General features: G+C 72.0%; 19 protein-coding genes. 4 read left to right on the forward strand and 15 right to left on the reverse strand.

Annotated features, from left to right (window positions below):
* Window positions 1-151: 151 nt before the first annotated feature.
* From ACIBK1_RS25295 to ACIBK1_RS25345, 11 genes are all read right to left on the reverse strand, one after another.
* Complete coding sequence (locus tag ACIBK1_RS25295) at window positions 152-898, reverse strand: DsbA family protein (protein WP_030509969.1); 747 nt, start codon at window positions 896-898, stop codon at window positions 152-154.
* Window positions 899-949: 51 nt separating this feature from the next.
* Window positions 950-1,519, reverse strand: coding sequence for a DoxX family protein (locus ACIBK1_RS25300; RefSeq protein ID WP_396738148.1), 570 nt, complete (start codon window positions 1,517-1,519; stop codon window positions 950-952).
* A gap of 137 nt (window positions 1,520-1,656) precedes the next feature.
* Window positions 1,657-2,451, reverse strand: a complete 795-nt coding sequence (gene trpA / locus ACIBK1_RS25305) for a tryptophan synthase subunit alpha (protein ID WP_030509967.1) — start codon at window positions 2,449-2,451, stop codon at window positions 1,657-1,659.
* A gap of 22 nt (window positions 2,452-2,473) precedes the next feature.
* Entirely contained in the window at window positions 2,474-3,664 is a 1,191-nt protein-coding gene (gene trpB / locus ACIBK1_RS25310; protein ID WP_239104840.1) for a tryptophan synthase subunit beta, read from the reverse strand.
* 80 nt (window positions 3,665-3,744) lie between these two features.
* The gene (gene trpC, locus ACIBK1_RS25315; RefSeq protein WP_363535484.1) at window positions 3,745-4,569 is read right to left on the reverse strand and encodes an indole-3-glycerol phosphate synthase TrpC; all 825 of its coding nucleotides are present in this window, start codon (window positions 4,567-4,569) and stop codon (window positions 3,745-3,747) included.
* Window positions 4,570-4,713: 144 nt separating this feature from the next.
* A complete protein-coding gene (locus ACIBK1_RS25320) occupies window positions 4,714-5,139 on the reverse strand; it encodes a DUF2752 domain-containing protein (RefSeq protein ID WP_396738151.1) in 426 nt (141 codons plus the stop codon).
* Window positions 5,140-5,149: 10 nt separating this feature from the next.
* On the reverse strand, window positions 5,150-5,920 hold the full coding sequence (locus ACIBK1_RS25325) for an RDD family protein (protein ID WP_396738154.1): 771 nt from the start codon (window positions 5,918-5,920) through the stop codon (window positions 5,150-5,152).
* A 439-nt stretch (window positions 5,921-6,359) separates the two neighbouring features.
* Complete coding sequence (locus ACIBK1_RS25330) at window positions 6,360-6,986, reverse strand: Trp biosynthesis-associated membrane protein (protein ID WP_030509962.1); 627 nt, start codon at window positions 6,984-6,986, stop codon at window positions 6,360-6,362.
* The gene (gene hisI, locus ACIBK1_RS25335) at window positions 6,983-7,333 is read right to left on the reverse strand and encodes a phosphoribosyl-AMP cyclohydrolase (RefSeq protein WP_030509961.1); all 351 of its coding nucleotides are present in this window, start codon (window positions 7,331-7,333) and stop codon (window positions 6,983-6,985) included. The genes ACIBK1_RS25330 and hisI overlap by 4 nt, the downstream gene beginning before the upstream one ends.
* 55 nt (window positions 7,334-7,388) lie before the next feature.
* Window positions 7,389-8,162, reverse strand: a complete 774-nt coding sequence (locus ACIBK1_RS25340) for a hypothetical protein (protein ID WP_396738157.1) — start codon at window positions 8,160-8,162, stop codon at window positions 7,389-7,391.
* 5 nt (window positions 8,163-8,167) lie between these two features.
* On the reverse strand, window positions 8,168-8,911 hold the full coding sequence (locus tag ACIBK1_RS25345) for a FadR/GntR family transcriptional regulator (protein ID WP_396738595.1): 744 nt from the start codon (window positions 8,909-8,911) through the stop codon (window positions 8,168-8,170).
* A gap of 121 nt (window positions 8,912-9,032) precedes the next feature.
* Between ACIBK1_RS25345 and ACIBK1_RS25350 the strand changes: the two genes are divergently transcribed.
* From ACIBK1_RS25350 to ACIBK1_RS25365, 4 genes are all read left to right on the forward strand, one after another.
* Complete coding sequence (locus ACIBK1_RS25350) at window positions 9,033-10,085, forward strand: ABC transporter ATP-binding protein (RefSeq protein WP_030509958.1); 1,053 nt, start codon at window positions 9,033-9,035, stop codon at window positions 10,083-10,085.
* A gap of 30 nt (window positions 10,086-10,115) precedes the next feature.
* The gene (locus ACIBK1_RS25355) at window positions 10,116-11,348 is read left to right on the forward strand and encodes an ABC transporter substrate-binding protein (RefSeq protein WP_081903772.1); all 1,233 of its coding nucleotides are present in this window, start codon (window positions 10,116-10,118) and stop codon (window positions 11,346-11,348) included.
* 74 nt (window positions 11,349-11,422) lie between these two features.
* Window positions 11,423-12,292 carry an ABC transporter permease gene (locus tag ACIBK1_RS25360; RefSeq protein WP_076432239.1) on the forward strand — a complete coding sequence of 290 codons (870 nt, stop codon included), beginning with the start codon at window positions 11,423-11,425 and terminating at the stop codon, window positions 12,290-12,292.
* Window positions 12,293-12,356: 64 nt separating this feature from the next.
* On the forward strand, window positions 12,357-13,157 hold the full coding sequence (locus ACIBK1_RS25365) for an ABC transporter permease (protein ID WP_030509955.1): 801 nt from the start codon (window positions 12,357-12,359) through the stop codon (window positions 13,155-13,157).
* Between the two features lie 82 nt (window positions 13,158-13,239).
* Here ACIBK1_RS25365 and ACIBK1_RS25370 read toward each other — a convergent pair whose 3' ends face one another.
* From ACIBK1_RS25370 to ACIBK1_RS25385, 4 genes are all read right to left on the reverse strand, one after another.
* Window positions 13,240-13,695: a RidA family protein gene (locus tag ACIBK1_RS25370; protein ID WP_396738160.1), complete on the reverse strand. Its 456-nt coding sequence runs from the start codon at window positions 13,693-13,695 to the stop codon at window positions 13,240-13,242.
* A 46-nt stretch (window positions 13,696-13,741) separates the two neighbouring features.
* Window positions 13,742-14,134, reverse strand: a complete 393-nt coding sequence (locus tag ACIBK1_RS25375) for a TetR/AcrR family transcriptional regulator (protein WP_396738597.1) — start codon at window positions 14,132-14,134, stop codon at window positions 13,742-13,744.
* 113 nt (window positions 14,135-14,247) lie between these two features.
* Window positions 14,248-16,122: an ABC transporter ATP-binding protein gene (locus ACIBK1_RS25380; RefSeq protein WP_081903771.1), complete on the reverse strand. Its 1,875-nt coding sequence runs from the start codon at window positions 16,120-16,122 to the stop codon at window positions 14,248-14,250.
* On the reverse strand, window positions 16,103-17,893 hold the full coding sequence (locus ACIBK1_RS25385; protein WP_036407853.1) for an ABC transporter ATP-binding protein: 1,791 nt from the start codon (window positions 17,891-17,893) through the stop codon (window positions 16,103-16,105). The genes ACIBK1_RS25380 and ACIBK1_RS25385 overlap by 20 nt, the downstream gene beginning before the upstream one ends.
* Between the last annotated feature and the right edge of the window lie 47 nt (window positions 17,894-17,940).

Here is a 17,940-nt window from a genome sequence, read left to right on the forward strand (position 1 = left end):
CGGCACTCCGGCCGGACCGGCCTCTCCCCCGCCCTGCGGCGGAGCTTGTGACATCGCGCTCGATACCCCCGTCACGGGAGAGGCACGCGGCCCTTGCCCGATTCTTGGCGAGGACCGGGACGGCCCGCGTGGGGGCCGTCCCGGCGGGAGGTCACTTGCCGGCGCTCTCCACCGCGTCACGCAGCGAGCTCGGCACGAAGGCGACGTTGCTGTCGAGTTCCTTGCCGTCGACCTTGATGGTCGGCGTTCCCTGCAGCTTCTGCGCGGTCATGGTCTGCGACGAGAACTGCTGGTGCGCGGCGACGTTGCGCTGCTGCCGTACGCAGTTGTCGAAGTCCTCGGCGGTGACGCCGGCCTGCTTGCCCCACTTGATCAGCTCGTCGGCGGAGAAGCCGCTCACGGTCTCGCTCGGCTGGTTCTTGTAGAGCAGGTCGTGGAACGCCAGCCACTGCCGCCCGTCGGTGATGCAGCGAGCCGCGGAGGCCGCGCGCAGCGAGTTGCTCTTGGTCGGCTCCTGCGTGAAGATCGTGATCGGGTGATACACGACCTTGGCCTTGCCCTCGGCGGCCAGGTTCTTCAGCGTCGAGCCGCTGGTCTCCTCGAACTGCTTGCACGCCGGGCACTGGAAGTCCTCGAACACGTCGACCACGGGCTTGGTCACGCCGGCCTGGGCCATCACGACCGTCCCGTCCTTCTCCACGGTGACGGGAGCGACGCCTCCGGAGGCCTCCTCCGCGGCTCCCTGCCGCACCGACCACACCGTGAAGGCGGCGGCGATCACGACGATCACCGCGATGGTGACGATCATCGTGATGCGCTTGCGCTGCTCCTGCTTGCGCAAGGCATCCCGTTGGGCCGCGATCCGGGCCCTGGCCGCCTCACTCGTCCGCTTGCTCACGAAGCTTCCCCCCTGGCTATATACACGGCCGCGCGCCGCTGTGTCCCGCGGTCACGCGGCGTCGTCCTCGCCGCCGTCCGAGTCGTCCTCGTCCGCCGTTTCCCGCTCCCCCGTGAAGCCCAGCGCGGAGTCCAGCGACAGGCGGCCCGATGGCCTGACCACGATCCACGCCGCGCAGACCAGCAGCCCGAGGTCGCGCATCAGCTCCCAGAAGTAGTTGGGGTCCTGTCCCGCGGCGAGGGTGCCGTCCCCGCCGAAGCAGCCGCAGTCGATGCGCAGCCCCCGGGCCCAGGCCGACGCGATGCCGATGACGAACGCCACCATGAGCACCCCGCCGACGGCCGCCACCGCACGTGTGAACAGGCCGACGAGCAGCAACACGCCCGTGATGATCTCCAGCACCGGCAGGCCGTATCCCACGACCTGCGCGACGGAGTCGGGCAGGAGCTGATAGGCCCGCACCGCCTGGACCGACAACGCGGGCGCTCCGATCTTGAGCGCCCCGGCGACGATCAGTACGCCGGCGAGCACGACCCGCGCGGCGGTCGTGACCCAGGAGAGTACGGGTTTCGCAGGCTGTAACCGCTCGGACACCGAGGCGCCGGATGCCAACTGAACCATGAGTCTCCTCGCCCGGTAGGCAACACCGACTGAACAGTACCGGGACCCAACCTCACCATGTGCTGGATAAGAGCATGGTAAGCCGCCTTATCTTGGCTGCTCGCGGCGCCTGTACGGGAAGGAAACCCCAGGGCGGCTCAGCGCCGGACGCCCCGGGCGAGTTCGGACGCGAGCTCGCGTACCGCCGCAAGACCGGACTTCTCGTCTGGCGCGTCGAGCAGGCGCCGGATGAAGGCGGACCCGACGATGACGCCGTCGGCGTACGCCGCGACCTCGGCCGCCTGGGCGCCGTTCCCGACGCCGAGCCCGACGCAGACCGGCAGCGACGTGTTCGCCTTGGTCCGCTTGACCAGGCCCTCCGCCGCCGAGCCGACGGTCTCCCTGGCGCCGGTCACGCCCATCAGCGAGGCCGCGTACACGAAGCCCGTGCAGCAGGCGGCGACCCGGGAGATGCGCTCGTCCGGCGAGCTGGGCGCGACGAGGAAGACCGTGTCGATGGCGGCTTCCTTGCTCGCGGCGAGCCAGGGCTCGGACTCCTCGGGCGTCAGGTCCGGCGTGATGGTCCCGACGCCGCCCGCCGAGGCGAGGTCGCGCGCGAAGCGCTCGGCGCCGTAGCGGTCGATCGGGTTCCAGTACGTCATGACCAGCGTCGCGGCCCCCGACTTCGCCACGCCCTCGACGGTGCGCAGCACGTCGGCGATGCGGGTGCCGTTGGTCAGCGACCGGTGGACCGCGTCCTGGATGGTCGGGCCGTCCATGAGCGGATCGGAGTACGGCAGGCCGATCTCGATCACGTCGCAGCCGGCCTCGACCATCGCGGTCGCCGCGGCGACCCCGCCGTCCTTGGTCGGGAAGCCCGCCGGCAGGTAGCCGACGAGCGCGGCCCTGTCCTCGGCGCGGGCCTTGTCGAACACCGCGTGGAGTGTCGTCATCGGGATGCCCTATCGATGCTGATCAGAGGTTGAAGTACTTCATGGCGGTGCCCATGTCCTTGTCACCGCGGCCCGACAGGTTCACCAGGATGACGGCGTCCGGGCCGAGCTCGCGGCCCAGCCGCAGCGCGCCCGCGAGCGCGTGCGAGGACTCGATGGCCGGGATGATGCCCTCGGTGCGGGCGAGCAGGGCGAAGGCCTCCATGGCCTCCTCGTCGGTCACGCCCTCGTAGGTGGCCCGGCCGGTGTCCTTGAGCCACGCGTGCTCCGGGCCCACGCCGGGATAGTCGAGGCCGGCCGAGATCGAGTGCGACTCGATCGTCTGACCCTCCTCGTCCTGCAGGACGTAGGTGCGGGCGCCGTGCAGCACGCCGACGCTGCCCTCGGTCAGGGTCAGCGCGTGCTCGCCGGTCTCCACGCCCCGGCCGCCGGCCTCGTAGCCGTACAGCCGGACGTCCTCGTCCTCGATGAAGGCGTGGAAGACGCCGATGGCGTTCGACCCGCCGCCGACGGCGGCGCAGACCGCGTCCGGCAGCCCGCCGGTGAGCTCCAGGACCTGACGCCGGGCCTCCACGCCGATGATCCTGGCGAAGTCCCGCACGATCTCCGGGAACGGGTGCGGACCGGCGACGGTGCCGAACAGGTAGTGGGTGTGGTCGACGTTGGTGACCCAGTCGCGGAACGCCTCGTTGATGGCGTCCTTGAGGGTCTGGCTGCCGTTGGTGACCGGCACGACCGTCGCGCCGAGGAGCTTCATCCTGGCGACGTTGAGCGCCTGGCGCTCGCAGTCGACCGCGCCCATGTAGATGACGCACTCCAGGCCCATGAGCGCCGCGGCGGTGGCGGTGGCGACGCCGTGCTGGCCCGCTCCGGTCTCCGCGATGACGCGCCGCTTGCCGAGCCGCTTGGTCAGCAGCGCCTGCCCGAGCACATTGTTGATCTTGTGTGCGCCCGTGTGGGTCAGGTCCTCGCGCTTGAGCAGGATCCGCGCGCCGCCCGCGTGCCCGGCGAAGCGCGGCACCTCGGTCAGCGTCGTGGGCCGCCCGGCGTACGTGCGCAGCAGGTGGTCGAACTCGCGCAGGAAGCCCAGGTCGGTCTTGGCCTTCTCATACTCCGCGGCGACCTCGTCGAGGGCCGGGATGAGCGCCTCCGGCACGTACCTGCCGCCGAACTTGCCGAACTTGCCGTGGATGTCCGGGTCGTTGCCGTGGATCCCGTTGCCGGCCAGGTCCGCGGGGGTGAGGATGGGCCCCTCCGTCGCGGTCACGTGGCCTCCTTCCGCTGCGCTGTCGTTCACGAGTGCCTCTCGGAGCCGGTGTCCTGCCGGGAGGCCGGGTGGGCGCCCGCGGTGACGAGGTCGTTGACCGCCGCCTTCGGGTCCCTGCCGGTGACCAGGCTCTCGCCCACCAGCACGGCGTCGGCCCCCGCCCGCGCGTACGCGAGCAGGTCGTGCGGGCCGCGCACCCCGGACTCAGCGATCTTGATGACGCCGTCCGGCACCTTGGGCGCGAGCGCGGCGAAGACCTCGCGGTCCACCTCGAGCGTCTTGAGGTTGCGGGCGTTCACACCGATGATCTTGGCGCCGGCGTCGACCGCGCGGCCCAGCTCCTCCTCGGTGTGCACCTCGACGAGCGGGGCGAGCCCGATCGACTCGGCCCGCTCGATCAGCGAGACGAGCGCCTGCTGGTCGAGGGCCGCCACGATGAGCAGGGCGAGGTCGGCGCCGTGCGCCCTGGCCTCCCACAGCTGGTAGGAGGTGACGATGAAGTCCTTGCGCAGGATCGGGATGTCCACGGCCGCGCGCACGGCCGCAAGGTCGGCGAGCGTCCCGCCGAACCTGCGCCGCTCCGTCAGCACGCTGATGACGTGGGCGCCGCCCTCCTCGTAGTCCGCCGCGAGTGCCGCGGGGTCGGCGATGGCGGCGAGCGCGCCCTTCGAGGGGCTCGACCGCTTCACCTCCGCGATGACCGACACCCGGTCGCCGCCGAGCGCGGCATAGGCGTCCCGGGGCTCGGGGGCGCGGGCGGCGAGCCGCTTGAGCTCCTCGATCGGCACGTCGCGCTGCCGCTCCTCGAGGTCCTCCCGCACGCCCGAGATGATCTCCTCAAGAACACTCACGCGTCCTCCTCGCCTTCGGCTCGGAGCTCGCGCGATTTGCCTGTCCGCTCGCTCACGCGTAAGGGTCCCTCCGGTCGGCTGCTCTGCGTGTCCTGCCCTGCGATGGTATCGGCCCGTCTCCCGTCGGGCCGCCACCGGGTCGATTCACGGTGCGAGGAATTGCCCGAAAGGCGTATTACGCACCACTCCGAAGACGGCCGCGACGGCGAGGAGTCCCCACAGGTATGCGGGGCGCGCGATGTCCGGGCGCGTGGGCCGTCCCTGCCATGATCGTAACGCCCAACGGGCCCACAACGTGATTACGACAGGGACGCAGAAGACAAAGAGCAGGTTCATCCGTGCCGCCCCGGCGAGGTCGGCGTGGGCGAGGTCGTGGACGGCGCGCAGCGCGCCGCACCCGGGACAGTACAGGCCGGTCAGGTAATAGAGGGGACAGACGGGGTAGTGACCCGGCTCGTGCGGGTCGACCACCGCCAGGCATGTCACCGCCGCGGCCAGAACGGCCGCGGCGCCGAACGGCGCGTACAGCGACCGCACCCGGTCCCGCGCGCGCCGTCCGGTCACCTCCATGAAGGTCAGCCTAACGCGGGGCGCGCACGACCACGGTGCCGACGATCTTGTCGGCGAAGGTCTGCCGCTTGGCGTCCCAGAGCGGCCACAGGTAGCCGATGTAGCAGGGCAGGCCGTCCACGATGTGGCAGATGTACCGGACGACGGCCATGCCGAATCCGATGTACTCGCCGGTCTGCTCCTTGACCGTCTGGATGCCGACGACCTTCTTGCCCACCGTCTGGCCGGTCGTGCCCTCCTTGTGCTTCAGCCACAGGCCCAGGCCGAGGCCGACGGCGATGGCCAGGAGGGAGAGCACCAGGCCGATCCCGAAGCCGGAGCCGACCTGGCCGGTCTCCTGGTCCACCGAGCCGGCGCTCAGGGCGCTGCCGATGATGCTCAGGATCCAGGTGGGCACGCCGACGATGAGGCCGTCGATCAGCGTGGCGCCGACGCGCAGACCCCAGTGGGCGAGCTCGGGAGCCGGGTAGCCGCCGGGCGGGCCGTACGCGCCGCCGTACTGGCCGCCGTACTGGTCACCGTACTGACCGCCGTACTGGTCACCGCCGGGCGCGGCCGGGTACGAGCCCTGCGGGGGCGGGTAGCCGCCGCCCTGCTGGTAGCCGCCCTGGGAAGGCGGCGGGTAACCGCCCTGCGGCGGGGGGTATCCACCCTGGGGCGGCGGGTAACCACCCTGCGGCGGGGGGTATCCGCCCTGCGGCGGGGGATACCCGCCCTGCGGGCCGGGCTGGTTCTGCGGGTAACCACCCGGGCTCTGGCCCGGGTCGTTGCCGTACGTCATGGAATGCTCCTGCGTGAGTGGGGGAAAAGAGGTCTCGGATCTTCCTCAGCGCGACGAGACCGGAGACGGCCCCGAGAATCCGCGGAGCACCGCATGGAGACGGGCCGGGGATGCCGGGGAGGATCGACGCGACGACCATGCCGTTCCCGTCGGCGCCGGAGGGTGGCCGGCGCCGGTGCGATCCGAACGGAGCGGATGGCGATGGCCGCCGGAGGCCGGCAGCCGGTCACCCCGGCCGGGCCGGCGGCCGTGGCCGCCCGTGCCGCCCGGCCGACTCCCGTGGCTCATTCGGTCTCCTGTGCGACGATCAGAGGTCGGCGCGAAGCCTATCGGCAGCAGGGTGGCCGGTCCGGCGAGAATCCGCTTTGTGGACAATTTGTAATCTGAGCCGGGAACGGTCCAACTCGCGTGGGGTTTCCTCCCCCGCCCGGCGGACCGGCTACGCGGTCGGATCCTCGCCCTCGTCGATGGCGTCCCACATCGCCCTGTCGGCGTCCTTCACCCTGGTGGCGCCGGCCGTGCCCTCGCGCCCGGCTCCCCGCTCGTACCTGCTCGACATGCCGGGCCAGCGCACGCTCAGGATCGCCGCCACCACGCCCGCCCCGGCCAGGACGAGCCCGCCCGCGGCGGTCAGCACCGGCCAGACCCAGGCGCGCGACTCCAGGGAGATGTGACCCGAGGACGTCACCGCGGTCGTCATGTGCTGCGCGGCCGCGGACGCGATCGTCGCGCCACGCGTGCCGTCCCACGCCCCGGCCGCGACCGCCGCGCCGAGGAGGGCGACCACCACGCTCGTCGCCCGCCGCGCGACCCCCCGGGTCGCCAGTACGGCCAGCACGGCGGCGAGCGCGGCCAGCGCGGCGGGGGTGAGCCAGGCGACCAGGTCGTTGCCCGTGAGGGAGCCGGCGCCCGCTCCCGCGGGTCCTCCCGCCGTGCCGAGCGTGACCCACACGCGGCCCGCGGCCAGCAGCGCGAGCCCGCCGCCCACGGCGCAGGCGGCCAGCCACACCAGCAGCGAGCGCCGCGCCGTGCGCGCCTGGTCGCGGGCGGGCGCGGGGGCGGTCACGGCGCGCCGCTCACGTCGAGGACGTCGGCGTCGAAGCAGGTGCGGTCGCCCGTGTGGCAGGCCGCCCCCACCTGGTCGACCTTGAGCAGGATCGTGTCGCCGTCGCAGTCGAGCGCCACGTGCTTGACCCACTGCACGTGGCCCGAGGTGTCGCCCTTCACCCAGTACTCCCCCCGGCTGCGGGACCAGTAGGTCGCCCGGCCGGTGGTGAGCGTGCGGTGCAGCGCCTCGTCGTCCATCCAGGCGAGCATGAGCACCTCTCCGGTGTCGTGCTGCTGGACGATCGCGGGCACCAGGCCGTCCGGCGTGCGCTTCAGCCGGTCGGCGATCTTGGGGTCGAGGGCCATGACGCCAATTCTGCCGCAGGTCCCGCCCGCCCCCGCCGCCGCTACCCCGCCGCCGTTACACGGCCTCGCAGGCCGTCGCGGTCACCAGGGACAGCGGCAGGTCGCCCACCCGGCGCACGACGTGGTCACCGTCGCGCGAGCCGCCCCGGTAGACCGACCCCGCGACCCGGCTCGCGGTGTTGGACGCGACGACCCGCCCCTCGGCGTTGACCAGGAACGCCGGGCCGGGGATCTCCCGCAGCGCCGGAAGCACCGCGGCCTCGAACCGCCGCACGAACACGTCGGCCGCGGCCACCCCGGCGAAGATCCCCCCGGCCAGCACGGGCACCGACAGCGTGAGGCTGTACTCGTCGGTGCACAGGTAGTCGACGTACGGGCCGCAGATCGTGCGCTCCGCGCCGGAGGACGGGCCGGCGTACCAGTCCCAGTGGGTGTAGTCGTAGAAGGCGCTGCTCGCCGGGTCCATGTCCCGCAGCAGCTGCACGGGGTCGCCGGAGGGGTTCTCCTGCCACCATTCGAGGTACCAGGGCGCGTCGGCCAGCAGGCCGGGCGCGGCGATGAAGCCGATCCCCGCGATCAGCGCCGGAAGATGGACCGGCAGATGGGCGGGCAGCGCGCCGCGCAGCCGGGCCCACAGCAGCGGGCGCAGCGCCGCGAGGTCGGCCACGACCGGGCGGCGGGTGCCGCCCGCGGGCAGGACGCAGGCGACGGCGGCGTCGCGGACCTCGCGCAGCGCCTCGAAGACGCCCTCGGCCGCCTCGCGCACCCGCGCCACCGCCGCGGCGGCGTGGTCCTGCCCGGCCTGCACAAGTGACGCCGGTGTGCTCATGCTTCTTACTCCCGCAGCCGCAACCGAAGCTCGATGAGGTGTCGTGTCGCGTCGAGCACGTGCCGCTCGGCGACGGCCCTGGCCTGCTCGCCGTCGCCGCGCTCGACGGCCCCGGCGATGGCGCGATGCTGTGCCGCCGTCTCATCGTGCCCGCTCAGGCCCTCGTGCGGAAGCCAGAGCAACGGTCCGATGTCAGCCTGTAACCGGATCTCCTCCTGAGTGAGGCGGGCCGACTGCGAGGCCGCCGCCACCTCGATGTGGAACCGGCCGTCGAGCCTGCGCAGCCGGGCGCACGCCTCCGCGGACCCGGCCGCCTCCGGCGCGGCGACGACGGCGTCCATCTCGTCCAGGGTGCGCCACAGGGGCGCGACGTCCGAGGGCAGCGAGCGCTCGGCCGCGAGCCTGGCCGCCGTGCCGGCGATGGCCGCGTAGTGGTCGCCGAAGTCGCGCAGCTCGTCGGCCGCGAACGCGCGCAGCCGCGCCAGGGGGTCGAGCCCGGCGGGCAGGCGTACGAAGCTGCCGCCGCCGCGGCCGCGCCGCGTCTCGACCATCCCCTGCTGGCGCAGCGCCATGAGCGCCTCCCGCAGGGTCACGGTGGAGACGCCGAGCCTGCCGGCGAGCTCCGCCTCGCTGGGCAGCTGCTCGCCGTCGGCGAGCAGGCCGACCGCGATCGCGTCGGCGAGCCGCCGGACCACGACGTCCACCCGCGCGGTGCTGTCCACGGGTGAGAAGACGGCCAGGCGAGCCATGTTCACGGTCGCACTCCTGTTCGCCCACGCCGTCCGCGAAAGGGGACTCCCGCGAAAGTTGACAACAGTGATACCGGATCGGGTCTTTACGTGAAACATTTAACTCCATATGTTCTAGGTCATGCCAGACCAAGCAGTCAGTCTCCGTGGCCTGCGCAAGAACTTCGGGCCGGTCGAGGCGGTCGCCGGGATCGACCTCGACGTCGCCGACGGGGAGTTCTTCGCGATGCTCGGGCCGTCCGGCTCGGGGAAGACCACCGTGCTGCGCATGATCGCGGGGTTCGAGTCGCCCACCGCAGGGACGGTCGAGCTGGGCGGGCGTGACGTCACGCGGCTCGCGCCGTTCGAGCGGGACGTGAACACGGTCTTCCAGGACTACGCGCTGTTCCCCCACATGAGCGTGCTGGACAACGTCGAGTACGGCCTGCGGGTGAAGAAGGTGCCCAGGGCGGAGCGGCGCGAGCGGGCGCTCGCCACGCTGCGCTCGGTGCGGCTGGAGGGCTTCGAGAAGCGGCGCCCGGCCCAGCTGTCCGGCGGCCAGCGCCAGCGGGTCGCGCTGGCCCGCGCGCTGGTCAACCGGCCGCGCGTGCTCCTGCTCGACGAGCCGCTCGGCGCCCTCGACCTCAAGCTCCGTGAGGAGATGCAGGTCGAGCTGAAGGCGATCCAGCGGGAGGTCGGCATCACGTTCCTGTTCGTGACCCACGACCAGGAGGAGGCGCTGACGATGAGCGACCGGATCGCGGTGTTCAACCAGGGCGGGATCGAGCAGGTCGGCACCCCCGCCGAGGTGTACGAGCGCCCGGCCACCGCCTTCGTCGCCTCCTTCGTCGGCACCTCCAACCTCATCTCCGGCGAGGCCGCGCGGGCCGTGCTGGGCAGGGAGGGGACCTTCAGCGTCCGGCCCGAGAAGCTGCGCGTCGTGCTCGGCGAGGAGCCTTCGGGCCCGGACGAGCACGAGGCCGCCGGCGTGATCCGCGAGGTCGTGTACGCCGGTCCGGCGACCCGGTTCGTCGTGGACCTCGACGCGGGCGGGCGCCTGATCGCCCTCCAGCAGAACCTGCAGGCGTCGTCCATGGACGTGACGGGCCTGCGCGGCGCCCGCGTCCGCCTCGTGTGGAACCGCCGGCACGAGTTCCCCATCGACGCCCCCGCCGAGCCGGTCGCCGCCGGCTGACTCGCACCACTCACAGCAAGGAGAACCACGATGCGGTCCCCCCGTCCGCGTTTCGCCAGGCCTTCTCTCGTCGTCACCGCCGCGCTGGCGCTTGCCGCCGTCGCGGGCTGCGGCGGCGGGTCGTCCACTACCGGCGGCGGCCCGGCCGCGGCCCCCGGCGGCGGCGCCTTCACCCCGCCGAAGATCGAGGCCCTGAAGTCCCTCGGCCCCGGCGAGGGACAGGTCAACCTCGTCGCCTGGGCCGGGTACGCGGAGGACGGCTCCAACGACCCCAAGGTCGACTGGGTCCACCCGTTCGAGAAGGCCACGGGCTGCACGGTCAACACCAAGACGGCCGGCACCTCCGACGAGATGGTCAACCTGATGAAGACCGGCGAGTACGACGCCGTGTCGGCCTCGGGCGACGCCTCGCTGCGCCTGATCGCCTCGGGGACGGTCGCGCCGGTCAACACCGACCTCGTGCCGAACTACGCGGACGTGTTCGACGGGCTGAAGCTCAAGCCGTGGAACTCGGTCAACGGGGTCGCGTACGGCATCCCGCACGGCCGCGGCGCGAACCTGCTCATGTGGCGCACGGACACCGTGAAGCCGGCCCCCGACTCCTGGGGCGTCGTGTTCGACCCCGCCTCGCCGTACAAGGGCAAGGTGACGGCGTACGACTCGCCCATCTACATCGCCGACGCCGCGCTCTACCTGATGTCGGCCAAGCCGGAGCTGGGAATCAAGGACCCGTACGCGCTGGACGACAAGCAGCTCCAGGCCGCGGTCGACCTGCTCAAGCAGCAGAAGCAGAACATCGGCGAGTACTGGTCCGACTACACCAAGGCGGTGCAGTCGTTCAAGTCCGGCGACACGGTCGTGGGCACGACCTGGCAGGTGATCGCCAACCTGGTGGAGGCCGACAAGGCGCCGGTCGAGACGACGCTGCCGAAGGAGGGCTCCACCGGCTGGTCGGACACCTGGATGGTCGCCGCGAAGGCCAAGCACCCCAACTGCGCCTACAAGTGGCTCGACTGGATCATCTCCCCCAAGGCCAACGCGCAGGTGGCCGAGTGGTTCGGCGAGGCACCGTCCAACGCCAAGGCGTGCGAGCAGACCTCCGACAAGTCGTTCTGCGACACCTACCACGCGACCGACGAGGAGTACTTCTCCAAGGTCCACTACTGGACCACGCCGATCACGCAGTGCCTCGACGGGCGCACCGACGTCAAGTGCACCGACTACTCCGAGTGGACCCGGGCCTGGACCGAGATCAAGGGCTGAGCGCTCCCCATGGGGGACGGCCGCCCGGCCGTCCCCCTCGGCCGCACGGAGACAAGCCGCACGGAGAGAAGACGATGACGACCATCACCACGACGGCCGCCTCCCCCGGGATGCGGAGGCGGGCCGCCTCGTTCCTGCACCGGCACGCCGGGGTGCGGCTGTCGCTGCTGCTGTCGGCGCCCCTGGCCTGGCTGGGGCTGGCCTACCTGGGCGCACTCGCGGCCCTTCTCGTGACCGCGTTCTGGTCGACCGACGTGTTCACCGGCGACGTGGTCAAGGTGTTCACCTGGGCCAACTTCACCGACCTGGTCACCGGCGAGGTCTACCGCACGGTCGCCCTGCGCTCGATCGGCGTGGCCGCGGCGGTCACGCTGATCGACCTGGTGGTGGCCTTCCCCATGGCGTTCGCGATGGCCAAGCTGGCCTCGCCGCGGGCCCAGCGCTGGCTGGTGATCGCCGTGCTCACCCCGCTGTGGGCGTCCTACCTGGTCAAGGCGTACGCGTGGCGGGTGATGCTGTCCTCGGACGGCGTGCTCGGCTGGGGTTACGGCCTGACCGCCACCGTGGTGACCTTGTCGTACCTGTGGCTGCCGTACATGATCCTGCCGATCTACGCGGGGCTCGAACGGCTGCCGGACTCGCTGCTCGACGCCGCCGGCGACCTCGGCGCGCGCGGGTGGCGGACCTTCCGCACGGTGGTCTGGCCCCTGACCTTCCCCGCCGCCGTGGCGGGGTCGATCTTCACGTTCTCGCTCTCGCTGGGCGACTACATCACCGTGAAGATCGTCGGCGGCAAGACCCAGCTCATCGGCAACGTGGTCTACGACAACATCGGCGCGGCCAACAACCTCCCCTTCGCCGCCGCCGTCGCCACCGTCCCCGTCGTGATCATGCTGGTCTACCTCGCGGCCGTACGCCGCACCGGAGCGCTGGAGAACCTGTGAGACAGCGAAGCGAACGAACCGGCAAGCACAGCGATCTGGTCCACCGGCCGGCGAAGGAGGCCGGGTGAATCTCTCTCGTACGTCCCGGACGCTGCTGCGGGCGGCGCTGGTGATCGGCCTGGCCGTCGTCTACGTGCCACTGGCCGTGGTGCTGCTCAACTCGTTCAACTCCGACCGGACCTTCTCCTGGCCGCCCGCCGGGTTCACACTGCGCTGGTGGGGCGCCGCCTGGGATTCGGCCGGCCTGCGCGACGCGCTGTGGACCTCGGTCCAGGCGGGTCTCGGCGCGACCGCGATCGCGCTCGTGCTCGGCACGATGGCCGCCTTCGCGGTGCAGCGCTACCGGTTCTTCGGCCGGGAGACGGTCTCGCTCGTGATCGTGCTGCCCATCGCGCTGCCCGGCATCGTGACCGGCATCGCGCTGAGCAACACCTTTCACACGGTGCTGGGCCTCCCCCTCGGGCTGCTGACCGTGATCGTCGGCCACGCGACGTTCTGCGTGGTCACCGTCTACAACAACGTGCTGGCCCGGCTGCGCCGCATGGGTCTGAACCTGGAGGAGGCGTCGGCCGACCTCGGGGCGGACACGTTCACCACGTTCCGCCTGGTGACGTTTCCGATGATGCGCTCGGCGCTGCTCGCGGGCGGGCTGCTCGCCTTCGCGCTGTCGTTCGACGAGATCATCGTCACGACGTTCACCGCCGGGGCCGGCGTGCGCACGCTGCCGATCTGGATCTTCGAGAACCTGTTCCGGCCCAACCAGGCGCCGGTGGTCAACGTGGTCGCCGCCGCGTTGATCCTGCTGTCGGTGATCCCGATCTACCTGGCCCAGCGCCTGTCCGGCGGAGACCCGCAGACCCACTGAACGCGCGGGAGACGGCAGATCTATGCGCCCACCGCTGTCATCTGCCGCAGAGCGGGGAAGAGCGCGGGGATGTCCTCCGGCGTCATCCCGGAACCACCGCCACCGAGGCGATCTCTACCAGCAGGTCCTCGCGGGCCAGCCCGGCCACCACGCACAACGAGTTGATCGGATAGTCCCCCTCAGGGAACCACTCGGCGAAGACCTCGCCCATGCCGCGGCGCACGCCGGGAAGCGCCTCCCGGCTCGCGACCATCGTGAACAGCGAGACCAGCCCCTCCGCCGGGGTACCTCCGGCGTCCTCGACGACCGCGGCGATGTTGCGCAACGCCTGGACGGTCTGCCCGTACGCGTCCGGGGCGACCGTTCCGTCGGGGGCGTTGCCGACCTGCCCCGCGATGTGCAGGACGACGCCCTCCGGTGAGACACGCGCCGCATGGCTGTACGCACCGAGGGGCGGGGCGATCCTGTCCGTGCTACCCCGCTCGACCAGCACCGGCTTCCCCACGACGTCCTCCATGTCCCGCTCGCTTCCGCTCATACCGCCGCCCTGGCGGCGATCTCCTTCATGACAGTCTCGGCGCAGATCAGCCGTCCGTGCCCGTCAGGGAGCGCAGGCAGGGGCGCAGCAGCTCGGCGATCTGCTCGGGAGGCGCGTCGCGCAAGTCTTCGAGCTTCAGCAGGTGCCGCCCGAGGACCACGCTGATCATCACCGCACTGATCAGCGCCGCGCGTACGCCCGAGTCGGCGGCGGGGATGGCCTCGGCGAGCTGCGCCCGGTAGCGGACCGCCCCCTCCGATGCGGCGTCGGAGGCTCCCGGATGGGTCAGCATCGAGCGCAGCACGGCCAGCGACTCGACCGGCTCGTCGGTCATCGAGGCGGCGAGCCGGTCGAGCATCTCCTCGACGACCTGTTCCGGCTCGCCCGCGAGAGGCCCGGACGGCCGACGGGCGCTCCCTATCAGGGCCGGTCCGTGCAGGTGTTCCGCATCCGGGACGGGCGGATCCTCCTGCTGCGCGACTACTGGAACCCGATGGGCCTCACCGACGCGCTGCGGGCCTGATCAGGGCCGGACGACGCCGGCCGCCGACGTCAGTGGACGGTGGTCGCGGTGGTCCAGGAGGCGTAGAGGTCGGCGTACACGCCGGGCTGCTCGACCAGGACAGCGTGCGGGCCACGCTGGACGATCCGGCCGTGCTCGAACACCAGGACCTCGTCGGCCGCCTGTGCGGTGGACAGGCGGTGCGCGATCGAGACGGCCGTACGACCGCGGGTGACGCCGTCGAGGGCGCGGGCGAGGCGCACCTCGGTGGCGGGGTCCACGGCGGAGGTGGCCTCGTCGAGCAGCAGCAGGTCGGGGTCGGCGAGGTAGGCGCGGGCGAGCGCGACGAGCTGGCGTTCGCCCGCCGACAGGGACTCGCCTCGCTGGCCGACCGGGCTGTCCAGGCCCGCGGGCAGGCCGTCGAGCCAGTCGGCGAGACCGAGCTCGGTCAGGGCCCGGGTGATCTCCTCCCGGGTCGCCGAGGGCCGCCCGAAGCGGATGTTGTCCTCAAGCGTCGAGTCGAACAGGAACCCGTCCTGCGGGACCATGACGATCCGCTCCCTGAGCGAGGAGAAGCTCACCGTGCGCAGGTCGGTCCCGTCCACGAGGATCCGGCCGGAGGTCGGGTCCATGAGCCGGGTGAGCAGCTTGGCGAAGGTCGTCTTGCCCGAGCCGGTCTCCCCCACCACGGCGATCCGCGTGCGCGGCGGGATCTCGACCGACACGTCGTGGAGCACCGGCGGCCCGCCGGGGTAGGCGAAGCCCACGCCGTCGAAGCGGACCGAGATCGGGCCGCGCGGCAGCGTCGCGCCGTTCTCGGGGTCGGCCACGTCGGCCGGGGTGTCGAGCACGCCCAGGATGCGCCGCCACCCGGCGATCGCGTTCTGCGCCTCGTTCAGCACCTCGGTCGCGGTCTGCAACGGGCTGATGAACAGCGTGATCAGGAACAGGAACGCGATGAGCCGGCCCGCCGTGATCGAGTCGGCGACGCCCAGCCAGACCCCGGCCACGACCACCAGCGCGACCGTGATCGAGGCGACCAGCTCGGTGGCCGGGAACGTGAACCCGACGATCTTCTGGGCCCGGGTCTGCGCCGCGCGCATGCCGTCCACCGCCGTGTCGATCCGCTCGGCCGTGCGGTCCTCCGAGCCGTACGCCCGGATCACCGCGCTGCCGACGACCGACTCGCTGACGGCGGCGAGGACGTCGCCGGCGCGCTCGCGCACCTTGGTGTACGCCTTGGCCACCAGGCGCTGGAACCGGGGCAGCGCCAGCACCAGCGGCAGGAAGCAGGCCCACACGATCAGCGTGAGCTGCCAGGAGTAGACGGCCATGAGCACGGTCGCCACCACCAGCTGCCCGGCGGACACGATGACCATCAGCCCGCCCCACTGCATGAACGTGCTGATCTGGTCGACGTCGCCGGTCACGCGGGACACCAGGCCGCCGCGCCGCTCGGTGTTCTGCGTCAGCACCGACAGGTCGTGCACGTGGCGGAAGCCCTTGCCGCGCAGGGCCGCCAGGCCCGACTCGGTGGAGCGGTAGAGCCGGACGTTCATCAGGTAGCCGCACAGCGCGGTCAGCACGACGGCGAGCGCGCACAGGGCCACGGCGTTCCGGATGAACGGCAGGTCGGGCTCGCCCGAGCCCAGGCCGCGGTCGATCACCTGCTGCACGGCGATCGGCACGACGACCTTGCCCAACGTCGCCAGCACGGCGAGCACAAGCGTCCCGGCGAGCCCGTGGCGGAACTCCGGCGACAGCCGCAGGCCCTGCTTGAACGTCTCCAGGGCGCCCCGGTCGGCCGACCGCAGGGACGAGCTCTCTCCTGCGGCCGTGCCGGTCTCAGGGTCGGTCACGGCGGTCACCGCGTCACGCTCCTCGTCCAGGGCTTCGGGCCGTGCGTCATGCCACGACCTCCTCATCGGTGTCTTCGCTGATGTCGAGCGCGGCCCGTTCGGCCTCCTCGCGCTCGTAGGCGGTGACGAGGTCGCGGTAGCCCGCGCAGCGGGCCAGCAACTGCTCGTGGGTGCCGTGGTCGGTGACCACGCCCTGTTCCAGGTAGACGACCTCGTCGGCGAGCGCGATCGTCGCCATCCGGTAGGCGACCACGATCACCGTGGCCTCGGCGGCGCCGTCGCGCAGGCCGTACAGGATGCGCTTTTCGACCTGCGGGTCGACGCTGGAGGTGGCGTCGTCGAGGATGAGCAGCCGGGGCTCGCGCACGAGCGCGCGGGCCAGCGCGAGACGCTGGCGCTGACCGCCCGACAGCGTCGCGCCGCGCTCTCCGATCCGGGTGTCCAGGCCGGACGGCAGCGCGCTCACGAACCCGTCGGCCTGCGCGAGCCGCAGCGCGGCCCAGACCCGCTCGTCCGGCTCCTGCCCGCTGAGCGCGATGTTGCCGCGCACGGTGTCGTCGAACAGGAACGTCTGCTGCGGGACGAGCGCCACCGAGGCGCTCACCTCGCCCCTGGCCACCTCGCGCAGGTCGACGCCGTCGACGCGGACGACGCCCTCGCCGGGGTCGATCAGGCGCGCGAGCAGCTGGGTGAGCGTCGACTTGCCCGCCCCGGTCGGCCCGACGAGCGCGATCGTACGGCCCGGCGCAACGGCGAAGCGCACGTCCTTCAGCACCGGGCTTCCCGGCACGTACGCATAGGAGACGCCCTCGGCCTCCACCCGGGCCGGGCCGGAGGCGTCCAGGCGGGCGGTGCCGTACTCCATGGAGCCGGTGGCGTCGAGGACGTCGGTGACCCGCGTCCAGCCGACGACGCTGCGCGGCAGCTCGGCCAGCACCCAGCCGAGCGCCCGGATCGGGAAGGCGAGGAGGGTGAACAGGTAGGCGACCTGGATGAGGTCGCCGGCCGCGACGCCGCCCGACTCCAGCCGCAGCGACCCGACGAGCAGCACGGCGAGCACACCCAGCGTGGGCAGCGCCTCGAGCATGGGGTCGAACAGCCCGCGGACCCGGCCGACGGCGACGTTCGCGTCCCGCAGCGCGTCGGCCTTCGCCTGGAAGCGCGCGGTCTCCGCGTCCTCCCTGCCGAGGGTCTTGACGACGAGCGCGCCGTCGAAGCTCTCGTGTGCGACCTCGCTCACCTCGGCCCGCAGTTGCTGGGCCCGCATCGCGAGCGGGGAAAGCCTGCGCTGGTAGACCAGGTTGAGCACGGCCACGGCCGGGAAGATCAGGAAGCCGACGACGGCGAGCACCGGGTCGACCAGCACGATCGCCACTGCGGCCGTCACCAGCATCACGACCACGCCCACCGCCATCGGCAGCGGGGCGAGCGGCGCCCAGGCCGCCTCGACGTCGGAGTTGGCGTTGGACAGCAGCTGCCCGGTGGGGTGGCGGTGGTGCCAGGCGAGGGGCAGCCGCAGGTACTGCCGCGTCACGGCGCGGCGCGAGTGGGCCTGCATGCGGTACTGGTGGATCCCGGCCATGATGCGCCGGCCCATGATCCCCGCGGCCTTGAGCACCGCCACGCCCACGATCAGCAGGGCCGCCACGACCAGCGTGCCGGTGCCCGCCGCGCCGTCGCGGAACGCGGGCAGCACCGCGTTGTCGGTCGCCCAGCCGAGCGCCCAGGACGAGGCGACGGTCATCGCGCCGTAGACGGCGCTGGCGACGACCGCGCCGGTGAAGATCCTCGGCTCGGTTCTGATCGCCACACCGATGACCTTGAGACCCTGGAGCATGACTGAGCTGCCGGGCCGCGCGGGGGACTCCTTCGTCGGCACGCGGT

Source organism: Microbispora rosea (assembly GCF_044460045.1).
Taxonomy (GTDB): Bacteria; Actinomycetota; Actinomycetes; order Streptosporangiales; family Streptosporangiaceae; genus Microbispora; species Microbispora rosea.

Bases quoted from the DNA above. Each gene is read 5' to 3' on its own strand.
- ACIBK1_RS25300 (WP_396738148.1), bottom strand. From the start codon at position 1,519: ATGGTTCAGTTGGCATCCGGCGCCTCGGTGTCCGAGCGGTTACAGCCT.
- trpA (WP_030509967.1), bottom strand. From the start codon at position 2,451: ATGACGACACTCCACGCGGTGTTCGACAAGGCCCGCGCCGAGGACAGG.
- ACIBK1_RS25320 (WP_396738151.1), bottom strand. From the start codon at position 5,139: ATGGAGGTGACCGGACGGCGCGCGCGGGACCGGGTGCGGTCGCTGTAC.
- ACIBK1_RS25325 (WP_396738154.1), bottom strand. From the start codon at position 5,920: ATGACGTACGGCAACGACCCGGGCCAGAGCCCGGGTGGTTACCCGCAG.
- hisI (WP_030509961.1), bottom strand. From the start codon at position 7,333: ATGGCCCTCGACCCCAAGATCGCCGACCGGCTGAAGCGCACGCCGGAC.
- ACIBK1_RS25340 (WP_396738157.1), bottom strand. From the start codon at position 8,162: ATGAGCACACCGGCGTCACTTGTGCAGGCCGGGCAGGACCACGCCGCC.
- ACIBK1_RS25345 (WP_396738595.1), bottom strand. From the start codon at position 8,911: ATGGCTCGCCTGGCCGTCTTCTCACCCGTGGACAGCACCGCGCGGGTG.
- ACIBK1_RS25350 (WP_030509958.1), top strand. From the start codon at position 9,033: ATGCCAGACCAAGCAGTCAGTCTCCGTGGCCTGCGCAAGAACTTCGGG.
- ACIBK1_RS25355 (WP_081903772.1), top strand. From the start codon at position 10,116: ATGCGGTCCCCCCGTCCGCGTTTCGCCAGGCCTTCTCTCGTCGTCACC.
- ACIBK1_RS25360 (WP_076432239.1), top strand. From the start codon at position 11,423: ATGACGACCATCACCACGACGGCCGCCTCCCCCGGGATGCGGAGGCGG.
- ACIBK1_RS25370 (WP_396738160.1), bottom strand. From the start codon at position 13,695: ATGAGCGGAAGCGAGCGGGACATGGAGGACGTCGTGGGGAAGCCGGTG.
- ACIBK1_RS25380 (WP_081903771.1), bottom strand. From the start codon at position 16,122: ATGAGGAGGTCGTGGCATGACGCACGGCCCGAAGCCCTGGACGAGGAG.
- ACIBK1_RS25385 (WP_036407853.1), bottom strand. From the start codon at position 17,893: ATGCTCCAGGGTCTCAAGGTCATCGGTGTGGCGATCAGAACCGAGCCG.